The following is a 20,598-nucleotide window of genomic DNA, read 5'->3' as shown; positions in this document are numbered from 1 at the left end:
AAATGGAAGGGACTATAGCCGTAATAGGCAGCGGCGTTGCCGGCTTAAGGGCAGCCATAGAATTGCTTACAAACGGATACAATGTCATGCTATTCTCCAAAGACAAGCTGAGCTATTGCAATACCGACAAAGCCCAAGGCGGAATAGCCGTTGTCCTGAATCCCATGGATAGTTTTGACAAACACATAGAAGACACACTTAAGGCCGGTGCGGGGCTATGCAGGAAAGAGGCCGTGGAGGTTTTGGTCAAAGAAGGACCGGATAGGGTAAAAGAGCTGATAAGCTGGGGTGCCAGTTTTGACAAAAACGACAGGGGCGAGCTGGACTTCACCCGCGAGGCGGCACACTCTGTAAACAGAATACTACACGCCCTGGGGGATGCCACAGGTCATGAGATAGAGCAGACGCTTATTAAAAAGCTTAAGTCCCTAAATGGCGTTGAGGTATTCGAGAATCGCATGCTTTCACATATATTAACGGAAAACAACCAGGTCTATGGGGTGGAGTTTCTTAATCTAAAAACAGACGAATATGAAACATACAAGGTCGATGCGGTAATACTGTCAAGCGGCGGGTATGCAGCCATATACAAGAACACAACAAACCCCCAGATTACCACAGGCGACGGCATAGCTGCAGCCCTATTGGCCGGAGCCGTATTGGAGGATATGGAGTTTGTTCAGTTTCATCCAACGGCATTAAAAAGATACAATGCCCCGCAATTTTTGATAAGTGAGTCCATGAGGGGCGAAGGAGCCGTATTGATAAACGACAGGGGCGAGGAGTTCATGAAGAAATACCACCGACTGGGCGAGCTTGCACCCCGTGATGTGGTGGCCAGATCCATAATATTCGAGATGAAGGATAGAGGAATCGACAAGGTATATTTAGATGCAACAAGAATGGGGGCGGATTTTGTGAAGAAGCGCTTTCCCACCATATACAACGAGTGCTTAAAATACGGACTTGACATATCTAAGGAGGCTATCCCTGTATCCCCGGCTGCCCATTACACGATGGGTGGGGTGAAAACGGACATAGAATCGAAGACATCAATAAAGGGTCTATTTGCGGCGGGTGAGGTGGCATGCAACGGGGTTCACGGAGCAAACAGGCTTGCAAGCAACTCCATGTTAGAGGGATTGGTCTTTGGCAAAAGGGCTGCAGAAAGCGCAATGGAGTTTTTAAAATCACACCAACCGATAAACACAACATTTCAAAAACCCCAAGCCGTAAACTGCAACAAATTGGCACTAAAAAGGAGAATCGAGGACTTGAAAGAGACAATCTGGAATAAATTGGGTGTTGTGAGGCGAATGAAAGAGATGGAGGAGATATTAAACTGCAGCTGGGCCCTGTTTTTGAAGCACAACCTTCCCTATGCGTGCAAAGAAGGCCTCATGCTGCGCAATATGGCGCTCCTTGCTTCGGCTATAGCGTATGCAGGCATATCAAGAAAGGGCAGCGTGGGGGCTCATTACTGCATAGACACACCGCATTCATACGATAACAAAAAGCATATATCGTTCAACATCAATAGCTTAGAGGAAAACCTATGAACATAATAGACGCTATCGGCTCAACGCCTATAGTTAGGCTAAAAAGCGGTATATACGCAAAGCTTGAGTTTTTTAACCCCACAGGCTCTATTAAGGACAGAACGACCTGGGGCATGTTGAAGGACGCCCTTGATAAGAAAATAATAGACAGAAAAAAGGGCATTATTGAGCCAACAAGCGGCAATACAGGCATATCGCTTGCCTTTTTGGGTGCATATCTTGGTATACCCACAACAATAGTAATGCCCGAAAACATGAGCAGACAGAGAATCAAAATGATGGAAAGCTTCGGGGCGAATGTAATATTGACAGCCGCAAAAGGGGGCATGAAGGAAAGCATCAAAAAGGCCATAGAGCTTGCAAAGGAAGGTTATACCTTCCTGGATCAATTCTCAAACAACGCAAACCCGATGATCCATTACAATACAACGGCCATAGAGATTGAAAGACAGATAAAAACGGATATATTGGTATGTGGCATAGGCACAGGCGGCACATTTACAGGGATAGCAAAAAGGCTTAAACAGTCCAATCCAAACATGATAGCCGTTGCTGTCGAGCCCTCAGGCAGCCCCTTTCTAAGCCAGGGAAAAAGCGGCATACACAAGATTCAGGGGCTCGGGGCCGGTTTTGCGCCCTCTGTGCTGGATGTAAACCTGATAGACAGGGTGGTTGCCGTATCGGATGAGGATGCCCTGAATTATCAGGAAAAACTGATTAAGGAAGAGGGAATTTTTGCCGGCATATCCAGCGGGGCTGTCTATTGGGCGGCCTTGAAGATAAAAGAGGAATACAAAGACAAGACGGTGGTTGTAATCTTTGCAGACTCAGCAGACAGATACATCTAAGATGGAAATTGAAGAGAAATTGGGATATACATTCAAAAACAAAGAACTGCTAAAGAGGGCTCTAACGCATCGCTCCTATGTAAAAGACAAGGCCAGATCCAACGAGAGGCTGGAGTTTCTGGGTGATGCGGTTTTGGAGCTTGTTGTCACCGAGTTTCTCATAAACAACTATAAAAACATCGATGAGGGCAAGCTATCCAAGATAAGGGCAGCAAGTGTCAACACAAAAACCCTTTCTCTCCTTGCAAGAAGATTGGGCTTATCGGAGCATATCCTTGTGGGCAAAAGTGAAAAGAAGGAAGGCATAACAAACAACGACAGCATCTTAGAGGACGCATTTGAGGCAATCGTCGGGGCTATTTATTTAGACGGCGGCCTGGATAAGGCACGAAGGTTTGTTGAGGGGATGCTGAAAGACACCATAATAGCCATAGTGGAAAACGGAATAATATTCGACTATAAAACCCATCTGCAGGAGATAACGCAAAAGCGGTTTGGTTGCTTGCCCGAATATGTGATAGTAAAGGAAGAGGGACAGGAGCATAACAAAACTTTCTATTGCGATTGCATGATAAAAGGGGTAAAATATGGTTTTGGCATCGGCAAGAGCAAAAAAGAAGCAGAAAAAAACGCAGCCAAAGAGGCTGTAAAAAAACTGGAGAAAAACGATGTTTAAGTCTGGATTTGTCGCAATTATAGGAAAACCCAATGTAGGAAAATCAACACTCCTAAATCTATTGATAGGCGAAAAGATCGCCATAGTATCGCCCAAACCACAGGCAACAAGGAAATCGGTCAGGGGTATTTTAAACGGTGAGGACTATCAGGTTATATTCGTGGATACACCCGGTGTCCATGAATCAGAGAAGAAGCTAAATCAAGTGATGAAAAAATACATAGACGAGGCGTTAGAGGATTTCGATTTAGCCGTCGTGATGACAGACAACCACGGCGAAATCGACGAGGTGCTTGAGGAATACCTATCCAAGATAAAGGAGAAAAGCAAAAAGGCTATACTCATCATAAACAAAACGGATCTCATGAACAAGGAGCAGATAGAACAGATAAAATCAAGCTTTACATCGAGGGCGGATTTTGAAGAAATCATAGAGACATCGCTTATCAGCGCACCCGATGCAAAGGAGAAGATTCTAAAGGCGATCTTAAAGCTCTTACCGGAAGGCCCCAAATATTACGAGGACGACATAATAAGCACAGAAACCGAGCGGTTTATAATAGCCGAGATAATACGAGAGAAGGTCATGAACAATGTGGCAAAGGAGATACCATACCACATAGCCGTAACCGTTGAGGAGATGAAATACAGGCAGGAAAAGGACCTATATTACATAAAGGCGAATATTATCGTTGAAAGAAGGGCGCATAAGATGATCATCATCGGAGAGGGCGGAAAGAAGATTAAAGAGATAGGAAAACAGGCCAGACAGGATATAGAGGCATTCTTAGGAACAAAGGTGTATCTGGAGCTGTGGGTAAAGATAAAGGAACACTGGACAAAGAAGGAAGCCCTGATCAAAGAATACATAGACCCGAGGTTTTAAATGGCAAAGGAGCATGTCGAGACCCGAATGATACTCCAGACGGTAAGGAAGTTTATTCGCAAAGAGGCCACCGATAATGTGGCAAAGATACTAAAAAAACTCCACCCAGCCGATATAGCAAAGGTTGTCCAAAATCTGGCCCCCGATGAGAGGGCGTTTGCCATAAAAGCCATAGATAACCTCGAACTGAAGGCAGAGGCCATAGAGTATTTAGACGATTACACCATCGCAGCAGAGATACTGGAGCAGCTCCCGCCTCAAAATGCAGCCAAGATCATACAGAGCATATCTGTGGATAAGGCTGTGGATATTTTAGAGGAACTGGATGAGGAGTTTGCCGATGAGGTCTATAAATACTTAGACGACAAGTTCAAGGAAGAGATAAACAGCCTGTCGAGGTATCCGGAGGATACCGCAGGCGGCATCATGAATCCGGACTTCTTCGCCATCGACAAGGACATCACTGTAAAAGAGGCCTTAGACAAGATAAGAAAGGCCAGCAAGGAGAAGAAGATAATCTATGTCTATGTTATAGATAAATTCGGCCACCTAATCGGCGTTGTCACATTGAGGGCCCTAATTACGGCCGATGAGAACGAAAAGATAGAAAACATCACAAACACAAACATCATCTCGGTCAGAACAGACATGGATCAGGAAGAGGTGGCAAAGCTGGTTGAAAAGTACGACCTGCTGTGCGTGCCTGTTGTGGACAATAAAAACAGGCTTGTGGGTATAATTACGGTCGATGACATCATCGATGTTATCCGCGAAGAAACAACCGAGGACATCTACAAACTAATCGGTACCTCTGAGGAGGAGTTTGAAGAAAAAAACATACTCAACATAATAAAATACAGAGCCCCCTGGCTCATTATGAGCCTGATTGGTGAGTCGATTTCAGGAAGCGTTCTTAAGTTCTTTGACGGAACGCTAAAAACCGCCATATCGTTATCCTTTTTTATGCCGTTAATCATGGCGCTTGGTGGCAACACCGGACAGCAGTCGCAAACAATCGTTGTCAGGGCGCTGGCACTCGGTAAATTTGACGAAAGCGGCATTTGGATAATCATAAAAAGACAGATAAAAACGGCCATCTCGATAGGCCTTCTGTTTGCCATTCTTGGTTTCTTTATGGCGTTGGTGTTTCAGAAAAACCCGTATTTAGCCGTTGTTGTGGGATCTTCGTTGTTTATGTCAATGTTTTTATCCACGATGATAGGCGCACTTTTGCCCTTAGGCTTAAAAAAGCTCAATGTCGACCCGGCAGTTGCCGCAAGCCCGTTTATTTCGGCCATGAACGACATAATGGGGCTTTTGATATATCTATCCATAGCAACGCTAACAATAAGGTATTTCGGGGTTAAGCTATGAAGCTGTTTGGAACAGACGGTATAAGGGGAAAGGCCAATACATACCCGATGGTGGGCGATGTGGCCTATAAATTAGGCAAGGCGCTTGTCTATGCCTTAGACGGCAAAACAGACAGGAAAAGGAAGATAATCATAGGTAAAGATACAAGGCTATCCGGTTATATGCTTGAGAGTGCCATAACAAGCGGCATAGTATCGATGGGTGCCGATGCTTATCTTGTCGGCCCGATGCCCACACCGGCTATAGCGTTTCTTGTCAGGAGCATGCGAGGCGATGCCGGCGTTGTAATATCTGCAAGCCACAACCCATACGACGATAACGGTATAAAGATATTCTCCAATAAGGGGTTGAAGCTGGATGATGAGCTTGAGGGTTTGATAGAGGAGTTGATCTTAACGGATAAGCTCAACAACATGGGGGCTGTCGGTGATAGAATCGGCAGGGCATACAGAATCAGAGACACACTGGGCAGATACATAGTCTTTGCCAAAGATACACTGCCCTATAGCGTATCGCTGGAGGGTTTGAGGGTTGTCCTGGATTGTGCAAACGGCGCTACATACAAGGTTGCCCCGATGATTTTTGAGGAGTTAGGCGCTGAGGTAATAGCTATAAACAACCAGCCAAACGGTATTAACATAAACGACAAATGCGGTTCAACCTATCCAAAGGCCATTGTTGAGGCCACAAAGCTCTACAGGGCCGATGTGGGCATAGCGTTCGATGGCGACGGCGATAGGGTCTTGATGGTGGATGAAAAATACAACCTCATAGACGGTGATGTGATCCTGGCTATCCTTGCAAGGCAGATGAAAAAGAACAATACACTTAAGGGCAACAAGGTCGTAGGCACCGTAATGACAAATTTCGGCCTGGAGATATTTTTAAGAAACCTGGGTGTTGAACTGGAAAGGGTCGATGTGGGAGATAAGAATATAGTGAAGAGGATAATGGAAAAGGGGCTTAACCTGGGCGGCGAGCAGTCGGGACACATAGTCCTATGGGACTTTAACACTACAGGCGATGGCATTGTTACGGCATTGGCCGTGCTTTCCATAATGAAGCAGGAGAATGCAACCCTATCGGAATTGGCCCAGGATTTCAAAAGAATCCCCCAGAAAACCGTGAATGTTATGGTTAAGGAAAAGCCACCCCTGGAAGAGATAGCGCAGATCAAGGAGGCCATAGCAAAGGCCGAAGATAAACTATCAAAAAGCGGCAGGATCGTGGTTAGATACTCAGGCACAGAACCGCTTTTGAGGATAACTGTTGAATCGTTCGAAGCCGCTTTAGTGGATGAGTGTTTAAACATAGTTGCCGATGCGGCCTTTAAATCCATAGGAGGTAAGCCGTGAAAAGGCTATTTCTGGTTTTGGTTGTTGTTTTATTTACCTCTATCTCCTGGGCAAGAAACATAAGCATAGGCCTGGATTCACCGTTTTTTGACAATTCAACCCACACAAACACGATTTACTATGTGGGCAAAAAGCCGCTGATGTTGATATTCTTCTATCCAGAGTGCACGCCGTGCGAAAAGAGCGTGCCCATATTAAACGACCTATACAAAACATACAAAGATAAGATTTACATAATTGGCATAAGCCTAAGCAGGGATAGGTATGAGATTGGGGATTTCATAAGGGATAACCATCCGCTCTATCCGATATACCGAATCTCAGACAAAGACGATCTGAGGAATGTGGGGGGCATACTTGCAACACCCACCGTTGTCATAATAGATAAAAACGGCAAGATAGTCAGCAAGCTGATGGGCAAGCACGGCTGCAGCCTGTTAAAAAAGGAGATAAACAAAATCATAAGAAGGGGTGATGGCTAATGTATAGGGTTGTTGTATGCGATACCATATCCGATGCGGGTATAAAGATACTGCAAAATGAGAAGGATATAGAGCTTCAGATAAAAAGCGATGTGGACAAAAAGGAGCTTCCCAGACATCTGACCGATGCCGATGCCATAATAACAAGAAGCTCAACCACTATAGATAAGGAATTCCTAAGTTATTGTAAAAACCTAAAGGTCATAGGCAGGGCCGGTGTTGGTGTGGATAACATCGACTTGGATGAGGCATCAAAAAGGGGCATCGTCGTTTTGAACATGCCAACGGGCAATACGCTTGCCGCAACAGAACATACAATGACGCACATGCTAAACTGTCTCCGCTTCATGCCCAATGCAAATTACGAGCTTAAATACAAACATACCTGGAATAGAAAGAAGTGGATGGGCATTGAGCTTTACGGTAAAACCTTAGGCATCATCGGCATGGGTAGGATTGGAACCAGGGTTGCGATAAGGGCAATGAGCTTTGGTGCCAATGTTGTTGTCTATGACCCGTATATTCCGAAGGAGAAGGCAACAAAGATCGGCGCAAGGATAGTGGACGATTTAGATGAACTGCTCAAATCATCAGACATCATAACGATACACACACCGAAAACCGAAGAGACATACAACATGATAGACAAGGAAGAGATCGAAAAGATGAAAGACGGCGTAATCCTGATAAACTGCGCCCGCGGTGGATTGTACAACGAAAAGGCGCTTTATGAGGGCCTAAAGAGTGGCAAGATCAGGGCGTTGGGTATAGATGTGTTTGAGAACGAGCCACAGCCCAACCACCCGTTGTTTGAGTTTGACAATGTGTTTGTAACACCCCATTTAGGCGCAAACACCTATGAGTCTCAAGTCAGGGTCGGTGAGGGTATAGCCCGTTCGGTGATAGATGCGCTTAAGGGCAGGGGTTATGAGAACGCCGTCAACATAAAGATGGAAGAGGAAGAGATTACAGAGTTAGGCAAACAGTTCTTGGGCCTTGCAGAGCGTATGGGCTCGTTTTTGTCCCAATACATCAAAAGCTTCATCAAGAAGGTCGAGGTTTATGCTCACGGAGAGATAGAAAACTGCATGAACTCTTTAGGGCTGTTCAGTAGCGTGGGCATACTAAAGAACATGATCGATGAGCATGTAAACTATGTCAATGCCCCCTATTTAGCAAAGGAGCGGGGATTGCAGGTTGAGACCAAAATCTATACAAAAACCACTGAATTTAAGAATTACCTGCTATTGGCGGCAGAATACGACGATAACAAGAGGATAGAAATCGGCGGAACGGTGTTTGAGCCGAACAAGGCCCGCATCGTTTACATGGACGGCTTCGACATGGAGATAGAGTTGACGGGCAACATAATCGTCTTCAAAAACCACGACAAGCCCGGTGTTATCGGTAAGGTCGGTCTAATTTTGGGTAAGCACAACATAAACATAGCAGACTTTAGACTCGGCAGAAAAAAAGATCTGGGTGAGGCGCTATCGTTTATCAAGGTTGACCAAGAGGTGAGCGACTCCATCCTGAAGGAGATTTTAGATATAGACGGCGCTATATCGATAGCAAAGGTCAAGCTCTAATTTGCACCTGTTATCGATTTGATTTTTTCCATAAGCATGTTGTACTCGTTTATCATGCCCATCTCTTTGTAGCAAAGCGCGATCTTTGTTAATGTTTTTATCTTATCGTCAGAATACTGCAAATACTCCTCAAACGCCTTAAAAGCCTTTTCATACTCTCCGAATTCGTAATAGAGATTGCCCAATGTATCCAAAACCCCGGGCTTTAGGTCGGGGTTCATGCTTACAGCCTTCTCCAAATTCTCCTTTGCTGCAACATAATCCTCTTTTTCTATGTATAATTTGCCCAGAGCTAAATACACAAGCGGCTGATAAGGAATGAGCTCAACGGCCTCTTTTAGGTAATTTTCAGCCTTGTCAAATTCCTTTTTGTCGATATAGATGCTGCCAAGCAAAAACGGAATATCGGCAAAGTTGCCGTATTTGTCGTATAGTTCCTTCAATATGTCAAAGGCTTTATCCATCTGCTCCTTTTTGACAAACTCAATGGCCGTTTTGTATTTCTCAAACGCCTCACCCTCAAGCTCAAGCTGCTTTAGGAGCAAATTCTGCCTCTGGGCGTTCTTTGTAACCGTTGCAAGCTCATTTATTACATCCTTCCATCTCTTTAGCTTTTCGTTTTCCGGTTCATAATCAAGCGCCCTCTCAATGAGCCTTCTTGCCGACATGTAGTCCTTCCTCTCTGCGGCACTCTTTGCAAGTATCATGTGTGATTGAACCATCTTCTTTTCGACTTCGTAATCAAACAGGGCCTTTTCGAAGTTCGGGTCAAGCTCTAAAGCCCTTTCAAAGTTCTTTAGCGCCTCCTTGTGCATAAACCTGTTCAGTGTGCAGTATTTTGCTCTCCAGTAATACAGCCTTGCATCGTCTGGGTATAGTTTCAGCGCCTCATCAATAAATTCAATACCTGTGTATAAATCCTTAAAATCAAAGTACAATTCGGCAAGCCTGAGAAGCCTATCCTTATCCTTTAAAAATTTATCTCTATTTGAGACATAGGCCTTCTCAAGCTTTAGAAACTCAAGCAATTCATCGATTAATCTCTTCGTCTGAATGGTCTTTTCCTTTATCAGGCTAAAGTATTTAATCGATTGCTCTATTCTCTTCTTTGTATCCTGCCCTTCTATGTCGATCTCCTCCCTGTGAAATTCATAGAACTCCTTGAAATAGAAATTCTGCGCCGTGGAACTAAAGACCTCATCAAATGTTATCTCATCGTTTAATTTATTTACCTTATCAACATCGGCACGAATCTCATCGACATTCTTGTTTTTTATCCACTTCTTTAACACCTTATTGTTTATCGATAGGGCTTTTGTGGCCTTCTTTATCACCACACCAAGCCTATCGCTGATCTCTTGAGTTCTTTTTATAAAATCATCGTATCGAGGCTTAACCTCTTTAAGCATAAAGCCTTTCTCTATCGGTTCTTTTAAGTATTCCTCCATAACATCCTTAAACCTCATAACCTCTGTACCGTTTATATAGGCTCCACCCTCAGTTGCGTTAATGTATGTTATGCCTTCGTTCTTTGTTGCTCCCACTATATCTTCTACGATTTTTAAGCCAGCATACAATGTCTGATCGGTTGGCACCCTATCTTCATAATTACCCTTCACCCATATTACATTGCTATGAGCAAAACCATCTAAGACAACACCAGAAATATGATCCTCACCGCCGGAAAAAGCCCAATCCTGACCAACGAAAATTATGGGATTACAACCCATCTGATATGCAAACTGAACGGCAAGATGGGTAACAGCGTTAAAGGAAAAGTGCTTTTTTGTTTTTTGTCCCAAAAAATTCTTATACAAAGATACAAAGTTATTCATTGAATACTCAACGAATGTCTTTTTAAACAACTTGGGCAAGACATAATTGATGCCATCTGCGGCAATAAATACATAGTCGGACTTTTCCTTTTCTTTAAATATAGGGGTGTATTTGATTTGATTTACCTCCTGATAGTCAACACCACACACAAAATCCGGCTCTATGTTCATACTCTTAAGAACAGATATAACACTATCAACGGCAATGATTACGGATTTACCCTTAACCTTTTTTAGATATTCTATGTTCTTTGACAGAGAAGGTCCGCTTGCAACAACAATAGCGGGTTTACCCTTAAATGCGTCATAGAAATATCCAACATCACCATTCTTTGCAACTTCAGGCAAATTCTTAACCGTGTTTTCGAAAATTACTCTCGATCTTGATATAAGTGTCGCCCTGTTTACAAGAATTGCAATTAAGTATTTATCCAATATGAGCTTTATACTGTCTACATCGTAAAAACCAGTCTCTCTGTATCCCGGTGTTGTAAACTGAACGACCTCTCCCCAATAAATCCTCCTCTCAAGGAGAGAGATCAGGGTTTTAATGTTATCTTCTAAGTTTCCCTGACTCAATATTACAGGTATGGTCTTATTATCTAAAACATCAGAAAAATCCTTGTAAGATAAGGCCTCCTTTATGATGCAAGGATTTGTCTCAAGCACCACAAAAACAGTTTTTGGAAACTTCTTTTTTAATTTCCTCAAAATATTTCCCATACCAAAACCGTGTATAAAAACCGTATCTATGCTTTTTATATTGTCCTCTTTTACAGGCATATCTTCATCTATCTCCATATCCTTATAATACATCCTACCGTCTTTTATATTTATGTTTGGATCACCTTTGCAGTTTTCTATAATATCAAGAATACCTTTTTCTTTGAGTAATTTTCTGTTAGCCCCCAACATAAACCAGCCCCCTTTTTGTTTTGTCCTCTAATAGCAATAGTCGTTCCTAAAATTTTATGCAAAAAAGTTTAAAGTTTTTACCTCAATCGCCGATTGAATAGATGAGGCAACTTTAGAGGAAAAGGAGGTGATGCCCCTTAAGCGAAATTTAGCCGCAAGGCTCTTAAGGGTTTGGGAATTTATGTTTAACCCCTTAAAGAAATTGCAAGGAGGTAGCAATGGGACTCAGGATTAATACCAATGTTTCGGCTCAGTATGCAGTATTCAACCTCAACAACACAAATGACAAACTTTCTCTCTCACTCAACAGGCTCTCGACGGGTCTGAGGATTACAAAAGCGGCAGACGATGCTGCTGGCATGACGATCGCAGACGGTCTTAAGTTTCAGTCTATGAACTTAGGCCAGGCAATCAACAACGGCAACAACGCTATTAAACTCATCCAGATTGCAGACATGGCTCTGCAGAAATCCATCGACATCGTGCAGACAATCTCCCAGAAGGCAGCCCAGGCTGCAAACGCCACAGAGGATCCATCATCCAGAGAGGCACTCCAGGCAGAAATCAACAAACTCATCCAAGAGGTCAACAACATCGCCGAGACAACATCTTACAAAGACACAAAGCTGTTGGATGGAACCTTCACAAACAAAATCGTTCACATCGGCGCCTACATGAACCAGACACTCTCTATAGGTGCCCAGAGAACTGCAGCCGACTCCATTGGTTGGGTTGCAAACGGCACATTAGAGGCTGACTGGACAGAGAAAATACAGGAAACAAGTGCTACCTCTAATCCAACAGTACAATACAATGCTAATACAAACTTTGTAGAATTAAAAGATGAAGATTTAACAATTAATGGCGTTGCAGTTGCAAATGACCTTGCTGGCATAGATAAAACAAGGCAGCTTTCTGCTAAAACACTGGCTGCAGCCATAAACTCCGTTCAATTAGAAACAGGTGGAGTTGAGGCAAGGGCATCCAATGTTGTCACAGGAAACAACGCAATTACAGCAGGAGTAATCAATGCTGGTGATTTCTGGATCAATGGTGTAAATATAGGCTATGTTAATGTTGGAGCTAATGACTCAAATGGTGCATTAGTAGACGCTATAAACAGATATACAGATGAAACCGGAGTTGTTGCAAGCGTCAATAACAATGGACAACTTGTCCTAACTTCTACTGACGGAAGAAATATAGCTATAGAGCTACATGGAAACGCAGCTCAGATCACAGGTTTAAGCAACGCCGAAACAACCTTAACTGGTGCCGACGGTGGAAGTTTAGCAGCAGCATTTTCATTCTATATGAATGGCGTAAAACTTGTTATCGACAAAGATTTATCAGCAGCCCAAGCAGCCCAATCTTTAAACGCGCAGCTTCAGGCAGCAGGTATAAGTACAGATGATATTAGGTTTAGTGCAACAGCAAGTAGTGGTGGTGTATTAAAAACCATCGTTAGAGATGGGGAAGATCTAAACATACATGTTGCAAGCGCCCAGGCAAAGGCAAGTCATCTAAATTTCCTTGGGTTAGACGCTACAAACGCCAATCATGAAATTTACTATCTTGCCAATGAATCCAACAGAGGAAGGGTAATTCTTACAAGTACAGATAATATAACAATAGCTGGCAACAAACCTTCTGTTGGAGGTTTAGCTGCAGGTGTCATAGCCCCAACACACAAATTAGAGGATGTGAATGTCACCACGGTAAACGGCGCTGAGCTTGCAATCAAGATTGCGCAATCTGCTCTTAAAGACTTAGACGCAGTCAGGTCCAGCCTCGGTGCAATCCAGAACCAGATCCAGGCAACGGTTGAGAACATCTCCGTAACACAGATCAACATCAACGGTGCTGAGTCAACGATCAGGGATGTCAACTTCGCACAAGAGTCCTCAAACTTCTCCAAGCTCCAGATCCTTGCACAGTCCGGTACCTACGCACTGGCTCAGGCAAACGCTGTCCAGCAGAATGTTCTAAGACTGCTGCAGTAATCATCACCCAATCCGCCCCGCTTTCTGCGGGGCTTTTTATTTTTGACGAAATCAACATATTTTGATAGCTTTAAAAACAAGGTTAAATTGTTAAAGAGAGCAGTGGCATAGTGTCAGATAGACTGGATTTTTATTTAAAAGAAGCAGGCATTCATATAGAAAGGTTGGAGGATGTTTTAGGAAGACTTAAGAATGTATATCCATTGGACATCAACAGATTTGAAAACCTAAATTCCTATGAAAAAGATATGTTAGATACACTTGCCTTCAGGTTTGCGAAGTTGCAGGATTTGATAGGCAGCAGGATTTTCAGGGAATTTTTAAAAGAGATGGGCTATATAGTGGAAGAGAAGACCTTTTTTGATATCTTGAAGGAGATAGAAAAAGAGGGTATAATAGACATAGATAGTTGGAATGAGTTTAGAAAAGTAAGAAATTTTCTATCACACGAATATCCTTATTCTTTTGAAGATAGGATTGAGGCTATAAACTATCTCATAGAGAAAACACCAGAGTTAATTGAGGTGATCAAGAAAATTGAAGATAAGGTTGAGCGAGGAAGAGATTAAAACCATAAGGGATTTGGCTGAGAAGGTTTTTGGCAAGTGCGAGGTATATATATTTGGAAGCAGATTGAAGGAGAAAAAGGGCGGGGATATCGACATTTTTGTTGTGCCAGATGAAAGGGAGAAGCTCTTTGAAAAGCGGATTAAATTAGAAGCGAAATTAGAAAATTTATTGGGAAAACCTGTGGATGTTGTTGTCAGTAGGGACTTTAACAGACCAATAGAAAAGGAAGCCCTAAAAGGTGTTAGGATAAATTGACCCTACAAAATGGCAAGAGGAGATAAGAAGCGATAGAAACACTAAAGATTTTAAATCCCTTTGAATCTTGAATTATGGGCTGAGTAGCTGTTCAAAAACCCCCTCAACAGCCTCAAAGACAAACTCCAAATCATCCCTTTCCATGCAAGGATAAACGGGTAAACTCAACTCTCTTCTATAAAACTCCTCTGCATTCGGGCAATGGACATTAGACACCAACCTTCTATAAAACGGCTGTCTGTAAATGGGTATATAGTGCACCTGAACGCCAACGCCCTTTGACCTTAAATTTTTAAAAATCTCCTGCTTTTTCTCAACAAAGCCGTCCTTTAGCAAGACAGGCAAGAGATGATAACCACTCTTTGCGCCCTTTGTCTCTTCGGTAAAATCAAAAAACCCTTTGTTCTCAAACCTATCCTTATAAAGTTTTACAATTTCTCTGCGCTTTTCTGTGAAACTATTTAGCTTCTTTAATTGGCTCAAACCCAAAGCTGCCTGCATATCGCTAATCCGCCCATTGAAGGACAAAAACTGCATCTCATAGTACCAATCGCCGTCAGGCTCAGATATAAAATCCTTCGCACTTTTTGTTATACCGTGGTTTCTGAACATCAAAAGCTTTTTATAAAGAGTCTCGTCGTTTGTTAGTGCCGCACCGCCCTCTGCCGTCGTTATGGGCTTTACCGGATGAAAGCTAAACACCGTAATATCGCAAAACTCACAGGAGCCGATCCTTTTGCCTTTATACTCTGCACCTAAAGCATGTGATGCATCATCGATGAGCTTTAGCCCATACTTTTCTGCAATGCTTTTAAGCTTATCCCACTTAAGCGGATTGCCACCATAATCAACACCTATGATCAACCTTGTGTCTTTCTCAATCAGATCCTCAACTAAATCGACATCCATGTTGCCCGTGTTTTTTTCAATATCACAAAAAATAGGCCCTGCTCCACAATAGACTCCGGCATTTGCCGTGGATACAAAGCTAATCGGTGTTGTTATGAAGCTATCGTTTTTACCTAAGCCCAAAGCAAAGCAAGAGGCATAAAGCGCCGTTGTTGCAGAGTTGAATGCCACGCAGTACTTTGCAGAGCAGTAATCGGCCAAAGCCTTTTCGAACGCTTCAATCTTTGGTCCCTGCGTTAAAAAATCCGTCCGCAAGACCTCAACAACTGCTTCTATATCGTCCTCATCGATGCATTGATGGGAATACGGTATCATACATCGACATCCTTAAGTTTATCCCTTAAATCATCGACAGACAACCATCTATCGTTATTATCCGATGAAAACCTAAAACCAAACTCCTTTCTTATCCCCTTTTCTCCTTTGGGATTAACAAAATAGTCGGGCCTGCCTGTCACATGGATCAAAGGCTGAATTACAAAATACTCACCAAACTCAATCGTATTATAGGACTCATCCACAGAGATCAAAGTCTCATGCAACTTCTCGCCAGGCCTTATGCCAATTATCTCAAATTCAGCATCAGGGTTAATAGCCTTTGCTAAGTCGGTTATCTTCATCGACGGAATCTTTGGAACAAAGATCTCGCCGCCCTGCATCGTCTCAAATGCCATCATGACAAACCTAACGGCCTCATCCAGTGTTATCCAAAATCGTGTCATATCGGGGTGCGTTATGGGCAGCTTCTTTGCGCCTTCTTTGGTTAGCCTCATAAAGAGCGGAATCACACTGCCTCGAGAAGCCATGACATTGCCGTATCTAACGACGCTGAACTTAATTGGCCTTGCTCCTTTTATGTTGTTTGCTGCAATAAAAAGCTTATCCGCCGCAAGCTTTGTTGCGCCGTATAGGTTTATCGGGTTTACCGCCTTGTCCGTCGATAGGGCTATCACCTTTTTAACGCCCGATTCAATCGCTGCGTCTATTACATTGTTTGCGCCAAGTACATTGGTTTTTATAGCCTCCATAGGGTTGTATTCTGCGATTGGCACATGCTTCAAGGCCGCAGCATGGACAACATAATCAACGCCCTCCATAGCCCTTAAAAGCCTGTCTTTGTCCCTCACATCTCCGATAAAATAGCGCATGCACCTGTCGTTAAAGGTTTTACTCATCTCGAACTGTTTGAACTCATCCCTTGAGTATATTATGACCTTTTTGGGTTTGTAATTCTCAAGCAATATCTGGGTGAATTTCTTACCAAAGCTCCCTGTGCCGCCTGTTATGAAGATAACCTTATCGTTAAACACAGCTCACCCCCTAACGCTTGTTAAACAAATATAACACAGATTTAGCAAACTTTAAAAGCAAAATCTACTTAATCAAAAACTCGCACTCTATCACTTGCTCTAAATCGTTTGGCTTGAATGTTTCGTCCATCTCTTGGGCCGAGTATTGGAGTCTAAAGAAGTATGTGTTGTCGATAGGCAGGAAGAATATCGAGGGTATCAGCGCACTTAAGGTCTGATTGTGCAAAAATGTCAGCTGTTTGTCTTTGTCTCCTATGACAATTGAGCCTTTCGTTGCTCCGAGGCCGTGTTTTGCAGAGATGAGCACAGACAGGCTTTGCGAGTGCGCCACAGGTTCATTTTTAAGCTCAAACCGCTCTGGCAGTAGAGAGCCGTTGTGCGTTTCAAAGAATAGGCTGTTTTTATCAAACGCTTCGGGGTTAAAGGTGATGTTTAGGGGATGAATAATCGCAAAATCCCTCTTGGGTAGGGTGATTTTCATGTAAATTTTTAGTGCGTCTTCAAAAATCTCGTAGATCCTCAAAAACTCTGCATTCCTATCCAGACACCTGCTTTCGATTTTGACCCTGCGGTCATCAATGGTTAATCTACATTCCGACGCGCACAGGTTTGTAAGCTTGTGCTCGCCTGGTTTTTCTATAATAGAGTGGAGCGAGAAGAAATCAGCGCCAAGAGAAATATCATCGTAATATCCATGTGGAAGCGTGCCAATCAGGGGTCTCTGGGACTTTTCCTTGAATATCACAGCTTTTGCTGTGTAGCCCTTCTTTTTGTTGAAAACGCATTTTATTTTCTTTGTCTCAACCGTTAGGAAAAACAGGTTTTCTTTTATGTCGAAATTAACCTTGTTGCTCGGATAGGAAAGATAAACAGGCTTTGCATCCCATTTTTTAACGAAATCATCGAGCTCTTTTTTGAAGGTGCGCCACCTCTTTTGCGTTATATGTGTCCTAAAATCGCTCGATGCAAAGTAGAGCAGCCTTTTCCAGTCCTCTTTTGTGGGTTTGCTGTATTCAAACGCCTTTACAAGCCTAAAAATGTCTGTGTTTATCTCAAGATCACCCCTGCCGGTCAAAGCCCACCTGTTTATGTTGTACTTTTCCTGCTTTTTAACGGGTATCGGCTGCTGTGGCGATTCAAGGTTTAGTATGTTGTTTTGCTTGTGTTTTAGGGTGTCTTTTAAAAACACAAACTCAGAGCCCTTGTTTTTTATAACACTTAATAGTTTCTTTATCCTTCTCCACTCATCGAACTGTAAATTGGCTTCTGTTTCATATCTGCCCGGCCTAAAGTTAAAGATCTCAGCATCGTTGGCATAAAGTGGAAAGAATCTAACCCTTTTAGAGTCGTGTGATTTCAGGTAATAGAAGTATTCCTTTAGCGACATCTCCCCATGTGCGTATCTTTGAAACTTCTGAAACGCTATTGAATCCGCCCAGATTATGGGTATATCACTTTTTACTCCCTTTGCAATCTGTGGAAAATACGCCCAATCCTTGCTCCACTCCTTGTGAAACCTATACGGATTATTCCACTCCATTACAATGGCTTCATAACCCGCCTCTTTGTAAATATCAACCAAGCCTTTAGAGTAGGCCATCTCGTTAACAAGCGCAATTTTTGGTCTAATGCCAAGTAGATTTTGGTAGACCTCAAGCCCGATCAATTGATTTTGGATGTTCAATTCATAGGGCATCAACGGCCCGATGATCTGTGAGTACCCGCTTCCAATGAGCTCGATTTTGTTTTCTTTTAAGAGTTTTTTGAACTCCTCGACCCATTCAGGCTTTATCTTTTGTATTAACTCAAGCGTCAAGCCGCTTAACTCTATACTTATCGGAACGCCGTCTTCTGCAATCTCAAGTAGCGGGTAATAGCACCTGTCTATAACAACGCCTCTTTCGTCTTCCTCGATGGATGAATACATTAAATTCAAATGAAAAAGGGCGTAAAAGTAGAGCATCACACTATCTCTACAACTGTATCTTCATAGGTCTTTTTAATAGTTGAGGCCACCTCTTGTCTATTGTTTGCTGCTATTATAAAAAAACCCAATCGTTCAGGGTGAGATTTAATGGGGTAGTTGGCTTTATCTCCGATTTTATAGTAAAAATCGTAAACTATTACTTCATTTTTTTCTTTAAACCATTCAGGAAATCTGAGTCTTTTTATTGTACCCTTTTTATTCGGAAAAATATATCTTAAAGCAACATACTTTTTTATGGTGTATCTCAAATTATCAGGGTTGACTTTCTCGCCCAGAGACATCTGAATTGCATACCTCAAAAAATCCACACCTGTGTTTAGTGGTATTTCAACAGACGAAAAATGCCCGCCTGATAGCCTTAATGCCACCTCTATGACGAAAACCTTGCCATCGTGAATTACAAGATCGCCCTTGATTATTCCATTTCTTACACCAAAGGCTTCTGCGCACCTTGAGATTTGCTCGTCAATCTCTTTTCTTTGTTTATTGTTTAATGGTGGTGGTAAATCACCGCCGTTTTCTATTATAAAAGGTGCAAATTTGTCCAAAAATTCGTAATTTCTTTCAGATAACCCGACCGTATATACCCTTCCATCGACTATAAAGCTTTCAGAACTTATCTGCATGCCGTCTAAAAATTTCTCAAGTATCAAGTATCCGTTTTTAGAAAACGATTTGGAATATTCGAAAGCCCATTTAAGATCAACATCTTCAGTGATCCTTAAAACTCCCCTTGCACCACTGTTATCAACGGGTTTTAAAACACATGGATAACCGAAATCCTTGGTTTTTTTTGCTAAATCTTCAAATGTTTCAATCTTTGAGAAGTTAGGTAATCTTACGCCATACTCTTTCATTCTCTTTTTTGCTTTGTATTTATCTTTGGATAGAAGGGCAGTTTCATAATCTGTATAATAAAAGACACCCTTGAGTTCTGCTACTCTTGCCAGTATTTCAGGAATGTCAACACCAAAGGCAATCACACCGTCAATCGGATTGTTGTATTTTTCTATAAACTCTACAACTTCTTTCTCATCCTTTATGTTGACTTTATAGAATTCATCCACAAGTCTTGCGCCGCCAGAGAATTCGTTTATATCAAGCCCAACCGTGTATAATCCCATCTCTTTGGCTTTTTCTATGCCAAAAACCTGATCTTTACCTGTGCCTAAAATGAGGAGTGTTTTTAGGTCTGTTACCAATTTTTGTCCTTTTCATACCCTAATTTTATCAATGTATCACCCGCTATTTCTTTAAATATTTCCTTATGTTTTTCAGTGAAGTAGTTTTTCCAATCACCTATTTTTCCCTTTCTTAGGTGTGAAGGAGATTTTTCTTTCATCTTTTTAAAGGAAAGAATTTCTTTAAATTCAGTGTATTTTCTCTCAAGATTAAAAATTTTTAGAATTTTAAGAAAATCCTCACCGCCGTTTATGAGTTTTTCATATCTTATTTCCGTGAAAAATTCTTTATAGGGTAGATAGTTTTCCACATGGTCATTCCACATTCTGACATACTTCTCGAATATATCCAGCCTGCTATATAGCTCTTTTGCATCGTTAATTTTGAATTCTGGGTAATACTTTAAAACTTTTGCGGAAGTGTTTGCGTGTATAAGAGAGTTTATTGCGTCCCTGCCGTCCCTGATAATGTAAAATCTAACTCCGAAATTTAGAAAAAAAGGATAAAGCTCGTTTGGCTTTGAATGACTCCAAACTAAAGAAGAAAATTGTAGCAAAGCTGTTGGCTGAACCTCAACTAATCTCAGGTTTTCCACCGGAAACAGGAAACTTAAGTATAGTTTATCGTTTACGACCCTTATGTCATCCACATCCATACTATCTTCAAACAACTCTTCTAAATTGTACATTTTATAAAGCTCAGTATAGACATATGATAAACCAATGGTGTTTTTATAAGTTTTGAATACACCTAACTCTTTTAAACATAATGTTATGAGTTTATTAAGTAAAGAATTACCAGATTTAGGAAAACCTATTTGAATAATTTTCAGATATTCCAGCTCCATGGTTTTTATCTCCTTT

At 42.1% G+C, this 20,598-nt stretch carries 17 protein-coding genes; 11 read left to right on the top strand and 6 right to left on the bottom strand.

The features are described 5' to 3' along the window. Nucleotides 1-2 precede the first annotated feature (2 nt). From nadB to serA, 8 genes are read left to right on the top strand one after another with little or no spacing between them, the layout of a single operon-like run. Entirely contained in the window at nt 3-1,559 is a 1,557-nt protein-coding gene (nadB, locus tag D891_RS0100980; RefSeq protein ID WP_025209177.1) for an L-aspartate oxidase, read from the top strand. Continuing rightward, entirely contained in the window at nt 1,556-2,407 is an 852-nt protein-coding gene (locus D891_RS0100975) for a PLP-dependent cysteine synthase family protein (protein WP_025209176.1), read from the top strand. Before nadB ends, D891_RS0100975 begins: the two co-directional genes overlap by 4 nt. A 1-nt stretch (nt 2,408) precedes the next feature. Beyond that, entirely contained in the window at nt 2,409-3,083 is a 675-nt protein-coding gene (gene rnc, locus D891_RS0100970) for a ribonuclease III (RefSeq protein ID WP_029951865.1), read from the top strand. Next, entirely contained in the window at nt 3,076-3,969 is an 894-nt protein-coding gene (gene era / locus D891_RS0100965) for a GTPase Era (RefSeq protein ID WP_025209174.1), read from the top strand. The genes rnc and era overlap by 8 nt, the downstream gene beginning before the upstream one ends. Beyond that, entirely contained in the window at nt 3,970-5,343 is a 1,374-nt protein-coding gene (mgtE, locus tag D891_RS0100960) for a magnesium transporter (RefSeq protein ID WP_025209173.1), read from the top strand. After that, nucleotides 5,340-6,698, top strand: coding sequence for a phosphoglucosamine mutase (gene glmM / locus D891_RS0100955; protein ID WP_025209172.1), 1,359 nt, complete (start codon nt 5,340-5,342; stop codon nt 6,696-6,698). Before mgtE ends, glmM begins: the two co-directional genes overlap by 4 nt. Then, nucleotides 6,695-7,180, top strand: coding sequence for a TlpA family protein disulfide reductase (locus D891_RS0100950; protein ID WP_025209171.1), 486 nt, complete (start codon nt 6,695-6,697; stop codon nt 7,178-7,180). The genes glmM and D891_RS0100950 overlap by 4 nt, the downstream gene beginning before the upstream one ends. Next, entirely contained in the window at nt 7,180-8,769 is a 1,590-nt protein-coding gene (gene serA, locus D891_RS0100945; protein WP_025209170.1) for a phosphoglycerate dehydrogenase, read from the top strand. The genes D891_RS0100950 and serA overlap by 1 nt, the downstream gene beginning before the upstream one ends. Here the strand turns inward: serA and D891_RS0100940 are convergent. Beyond that, the gene (locus tag D891_RS0100940) at nt 8,766-11,519 is read right to left on the bottom strand and encodes a 6-hydroxymethylpterin diphosphokinase MptE-like protein (protein WP_025209169.1); all 2,754 of its coding nucleotides are present in this window, start codon (nt 11,517-11,519) and stop codon (nt 8,766-8,768) included. The two genes, serA and D891_RS0100940, sit on opposite strands and share 4 nt — an antisense overlap. 218 nt (nt 11,520-11,737) lie before the next feature. Between D891_RS0100940 and D891_RS0100930 the strand changes: the two genes are divergently transcribed. The 3 genes from D891_RS0100930 to D891_RS0100920 all read left to right on the top strand — a co-directional run bounded on the left by D891_RS0100930 (nt 11,738) and on the right by D891_RS0100920 (nt 14,347). Then, a complete protein-coding gene (locus D891_RS0100930) occupies nt 11,738-13,522 on the top strand; it encodes a flagellin N-terminal helical domain-containing protein (protein WP_025209168.1) in 1,785 nt (594 codons plus the stop codon). A gap of 110 nt (nt 13,523-13,632) precedes the next feature. Further along, the gene (locus tag D891_RS0100925) at nt 13,633-14,091 is read left to right on the top strand and encodes a hypothetical protein (RefSeq protein WP_025209167.1); all 459 of its coding nucleotides are present in this window, start codon (nt 13,633-13,635) and stop codon (nt 14,089-14,091) included. A gap of 13 nt (nt 14,092-14,104) precedes the next feature. Beyond that, nucleotides 14,105-14,347 (top strand): nucleotidyltransferase family protein, encoded by a 243-nt coding sequence (locus D891_RS0100920; RefSeq protein WP_198014763.1) that lies wholly within the window; start codon nt 14,105-14,107, stop codon nt 14,345-14,347. 72 nt (nt 14,348-14,419) lie between these two features. On the opposite strand, the gene pseC is transcribed toward D891_RS0100920, so the two are convergent. From pseC to D891_RS09335, 5 genes are all read right to left on the bottom strand, one after another. After that, complete coding sequence (pseC, locus tag D891_RS0100915; RefSeq protein ID WP_025209165.1) at nt 14,420-15,571, bottom strand: UDP-4-amino-4,6-dideoxy-N-acetyl-beta-L-altrosamine transaminase; 1,152 nt, start codon at nt 15,569-15,571, stop codon at nt 14,420-14,422. Further along, a complete protein-coding gene (gene pseB / locus D891_RS0100910; RefSeq protein ID WP_025209164.1) occupies nt 15,568-16,566 on the bottom strand; it encodes a UDP-N-acetylglucosamine 4,6-dehydratase (inverting) in 999 nt (332 codons plus the stop codon). Before pseB ends, pseC begins: the two co-directional genes overlap by 4 nt. A gap of 64 nt (nt 16,567-16,630) precedes the next feature. After that, nucleotides 16,631-18,529 carry a hypothetical protein gene (locus tag D891_RS09060; RefSeq protein ID WP_051453542.1) on the bottom strand — a complete coding sequence of 633 codons (1,899 nt, stop codon included), beginning with the start codon at nt 18,527-18,529 and terminating at the stop codon, nt 16,631-16,633. Next, on the bottom strand, nt 18,529-19,755 hold the full coding sequence (locus D891_RS0100900; protein WP_025209162.1) for an ATP-grasp domain-containing protein: 1,227 nt from the start codon (nt 19,753-19,755) through the stop codon (nt 18,529-18,531). The genes D891_RS09060 and D891_RS0100900 overlap by 1 nt, the downstream gene beginning before the upstream one ends. Next, a complete protein-coding gene (locus tag D891_RS09335) occupies nt 19,749-20,582 on the bottom strand; it encodes a sulfotransferase domain-containing protein (protein ID WP_025209161.1) in 834 nt (277 codons plus the stop codon). Before D891_RS09335 ends, D891_RS0100900 begins: the two co-directional genes overlap by 7 nt. Nucleotides 20,583-20,598: the final 16 nt, after the last annotated feature.

The sequence above is a fragment of the Hippea sp. KM1 genome (assembly GCF_000526195.1).
Taxonomy (GTDB): domain Bacteria; phylum Campylobacterota_A; class Desulfurellia; order Desulfurellales; family Hippeaceae; genus Hippea.
Note: the sequence above shows the minus strand (reverse complement) of the source record. Positions and strands in the feature narration are given on the sequence as shown.

What these genes read in the sequence shown, in the direction of transcription:
- nadB (WP_025209177.1), top strand. Translation starts at nt 3, where the DNA reads ATGGAAGGGACTATAGCCGTAATAGGCAGCGGCGTTGCCGGCTTAAGG.
- D891_RS0100975 (WP_025209176.1), top strand. Translation starts at nt 1,556, where the DNA reads ATGAACATAATAGACGCTATCGGCTCAACGCCTATAGTTAGGCTAAAA.
- rnc (WP_029951865.1), top strand. Translation starts at nt 2,409, where the DNA reads ATGGAAATTGAAGAGAAATTGGGATATACATTCAAAAACAAAGAACTG.
- era (WP_025209174.1), top strand. Translation starts at nt 3,076, where the DNA reads ATGTTTAAGTCTGGATTTGTCGCAATTATAGGAAAACCCAATGTAGGA.
- mgtE (WP_025209173.1), top strand. Translation starts at nt 3,970, where the DNA reads ATGGCAAAGGAGCATGTCGAGACCCGAATGATACTCCAGACGGTAAGG.
- glmM (WP_025209172.1), top strand. Translation starts at nt 5,340, where the DNA reads ATGAAGCTGTTTGGAACAGACGGTATAAGGGGAAAGGCCAATACATAC.
- serA (WP_025209170.1), top strand. Translation starts at nt 7,180, where the DNA reads ATGTATAGGGTTGTTGTATGCGATACCATATCCGATGCGGGTATAAAG.
- D891_RS0100940 (WP_025209169.1), bottom strand. Translation starts at nt 11,519, where the DNA reads ATGTTGGGGGCTAACAGAAAATTACTCAAAGAAAAAGGTATTCTTGAT.
- D891_RS0100930 (WP_025209168.1), top strand. Translation starts at nt 11,738, where the DNA reads ATGGGACTCAGGATTAATACCAATGTTTCGGCTCAGTATGCAGTATTC.
- pseC (WP_025209165.1), bottom strand. Translation starts at nt 15,571, where the DNA reads ATGATACCGTATTCCCATCAATGCATCGATGAGGACGATATAGAAGCA.
- D891_RS09060 (WP_051453542.1), bottom strand. Translation starts at nt 18,529, where the DNA reads ATGCTCTACTTTTACGCCCTTTTTCATTTGAATTTAATGTATTCATCC.
- D891_RS09335 (WP_025209161.1), bottom strand. Translation starts at nt 20,582, where the DNA reads ATGGAGCTGGAATATCTGAAAATTATTCAAATAGGTTTTCCTAAATCT.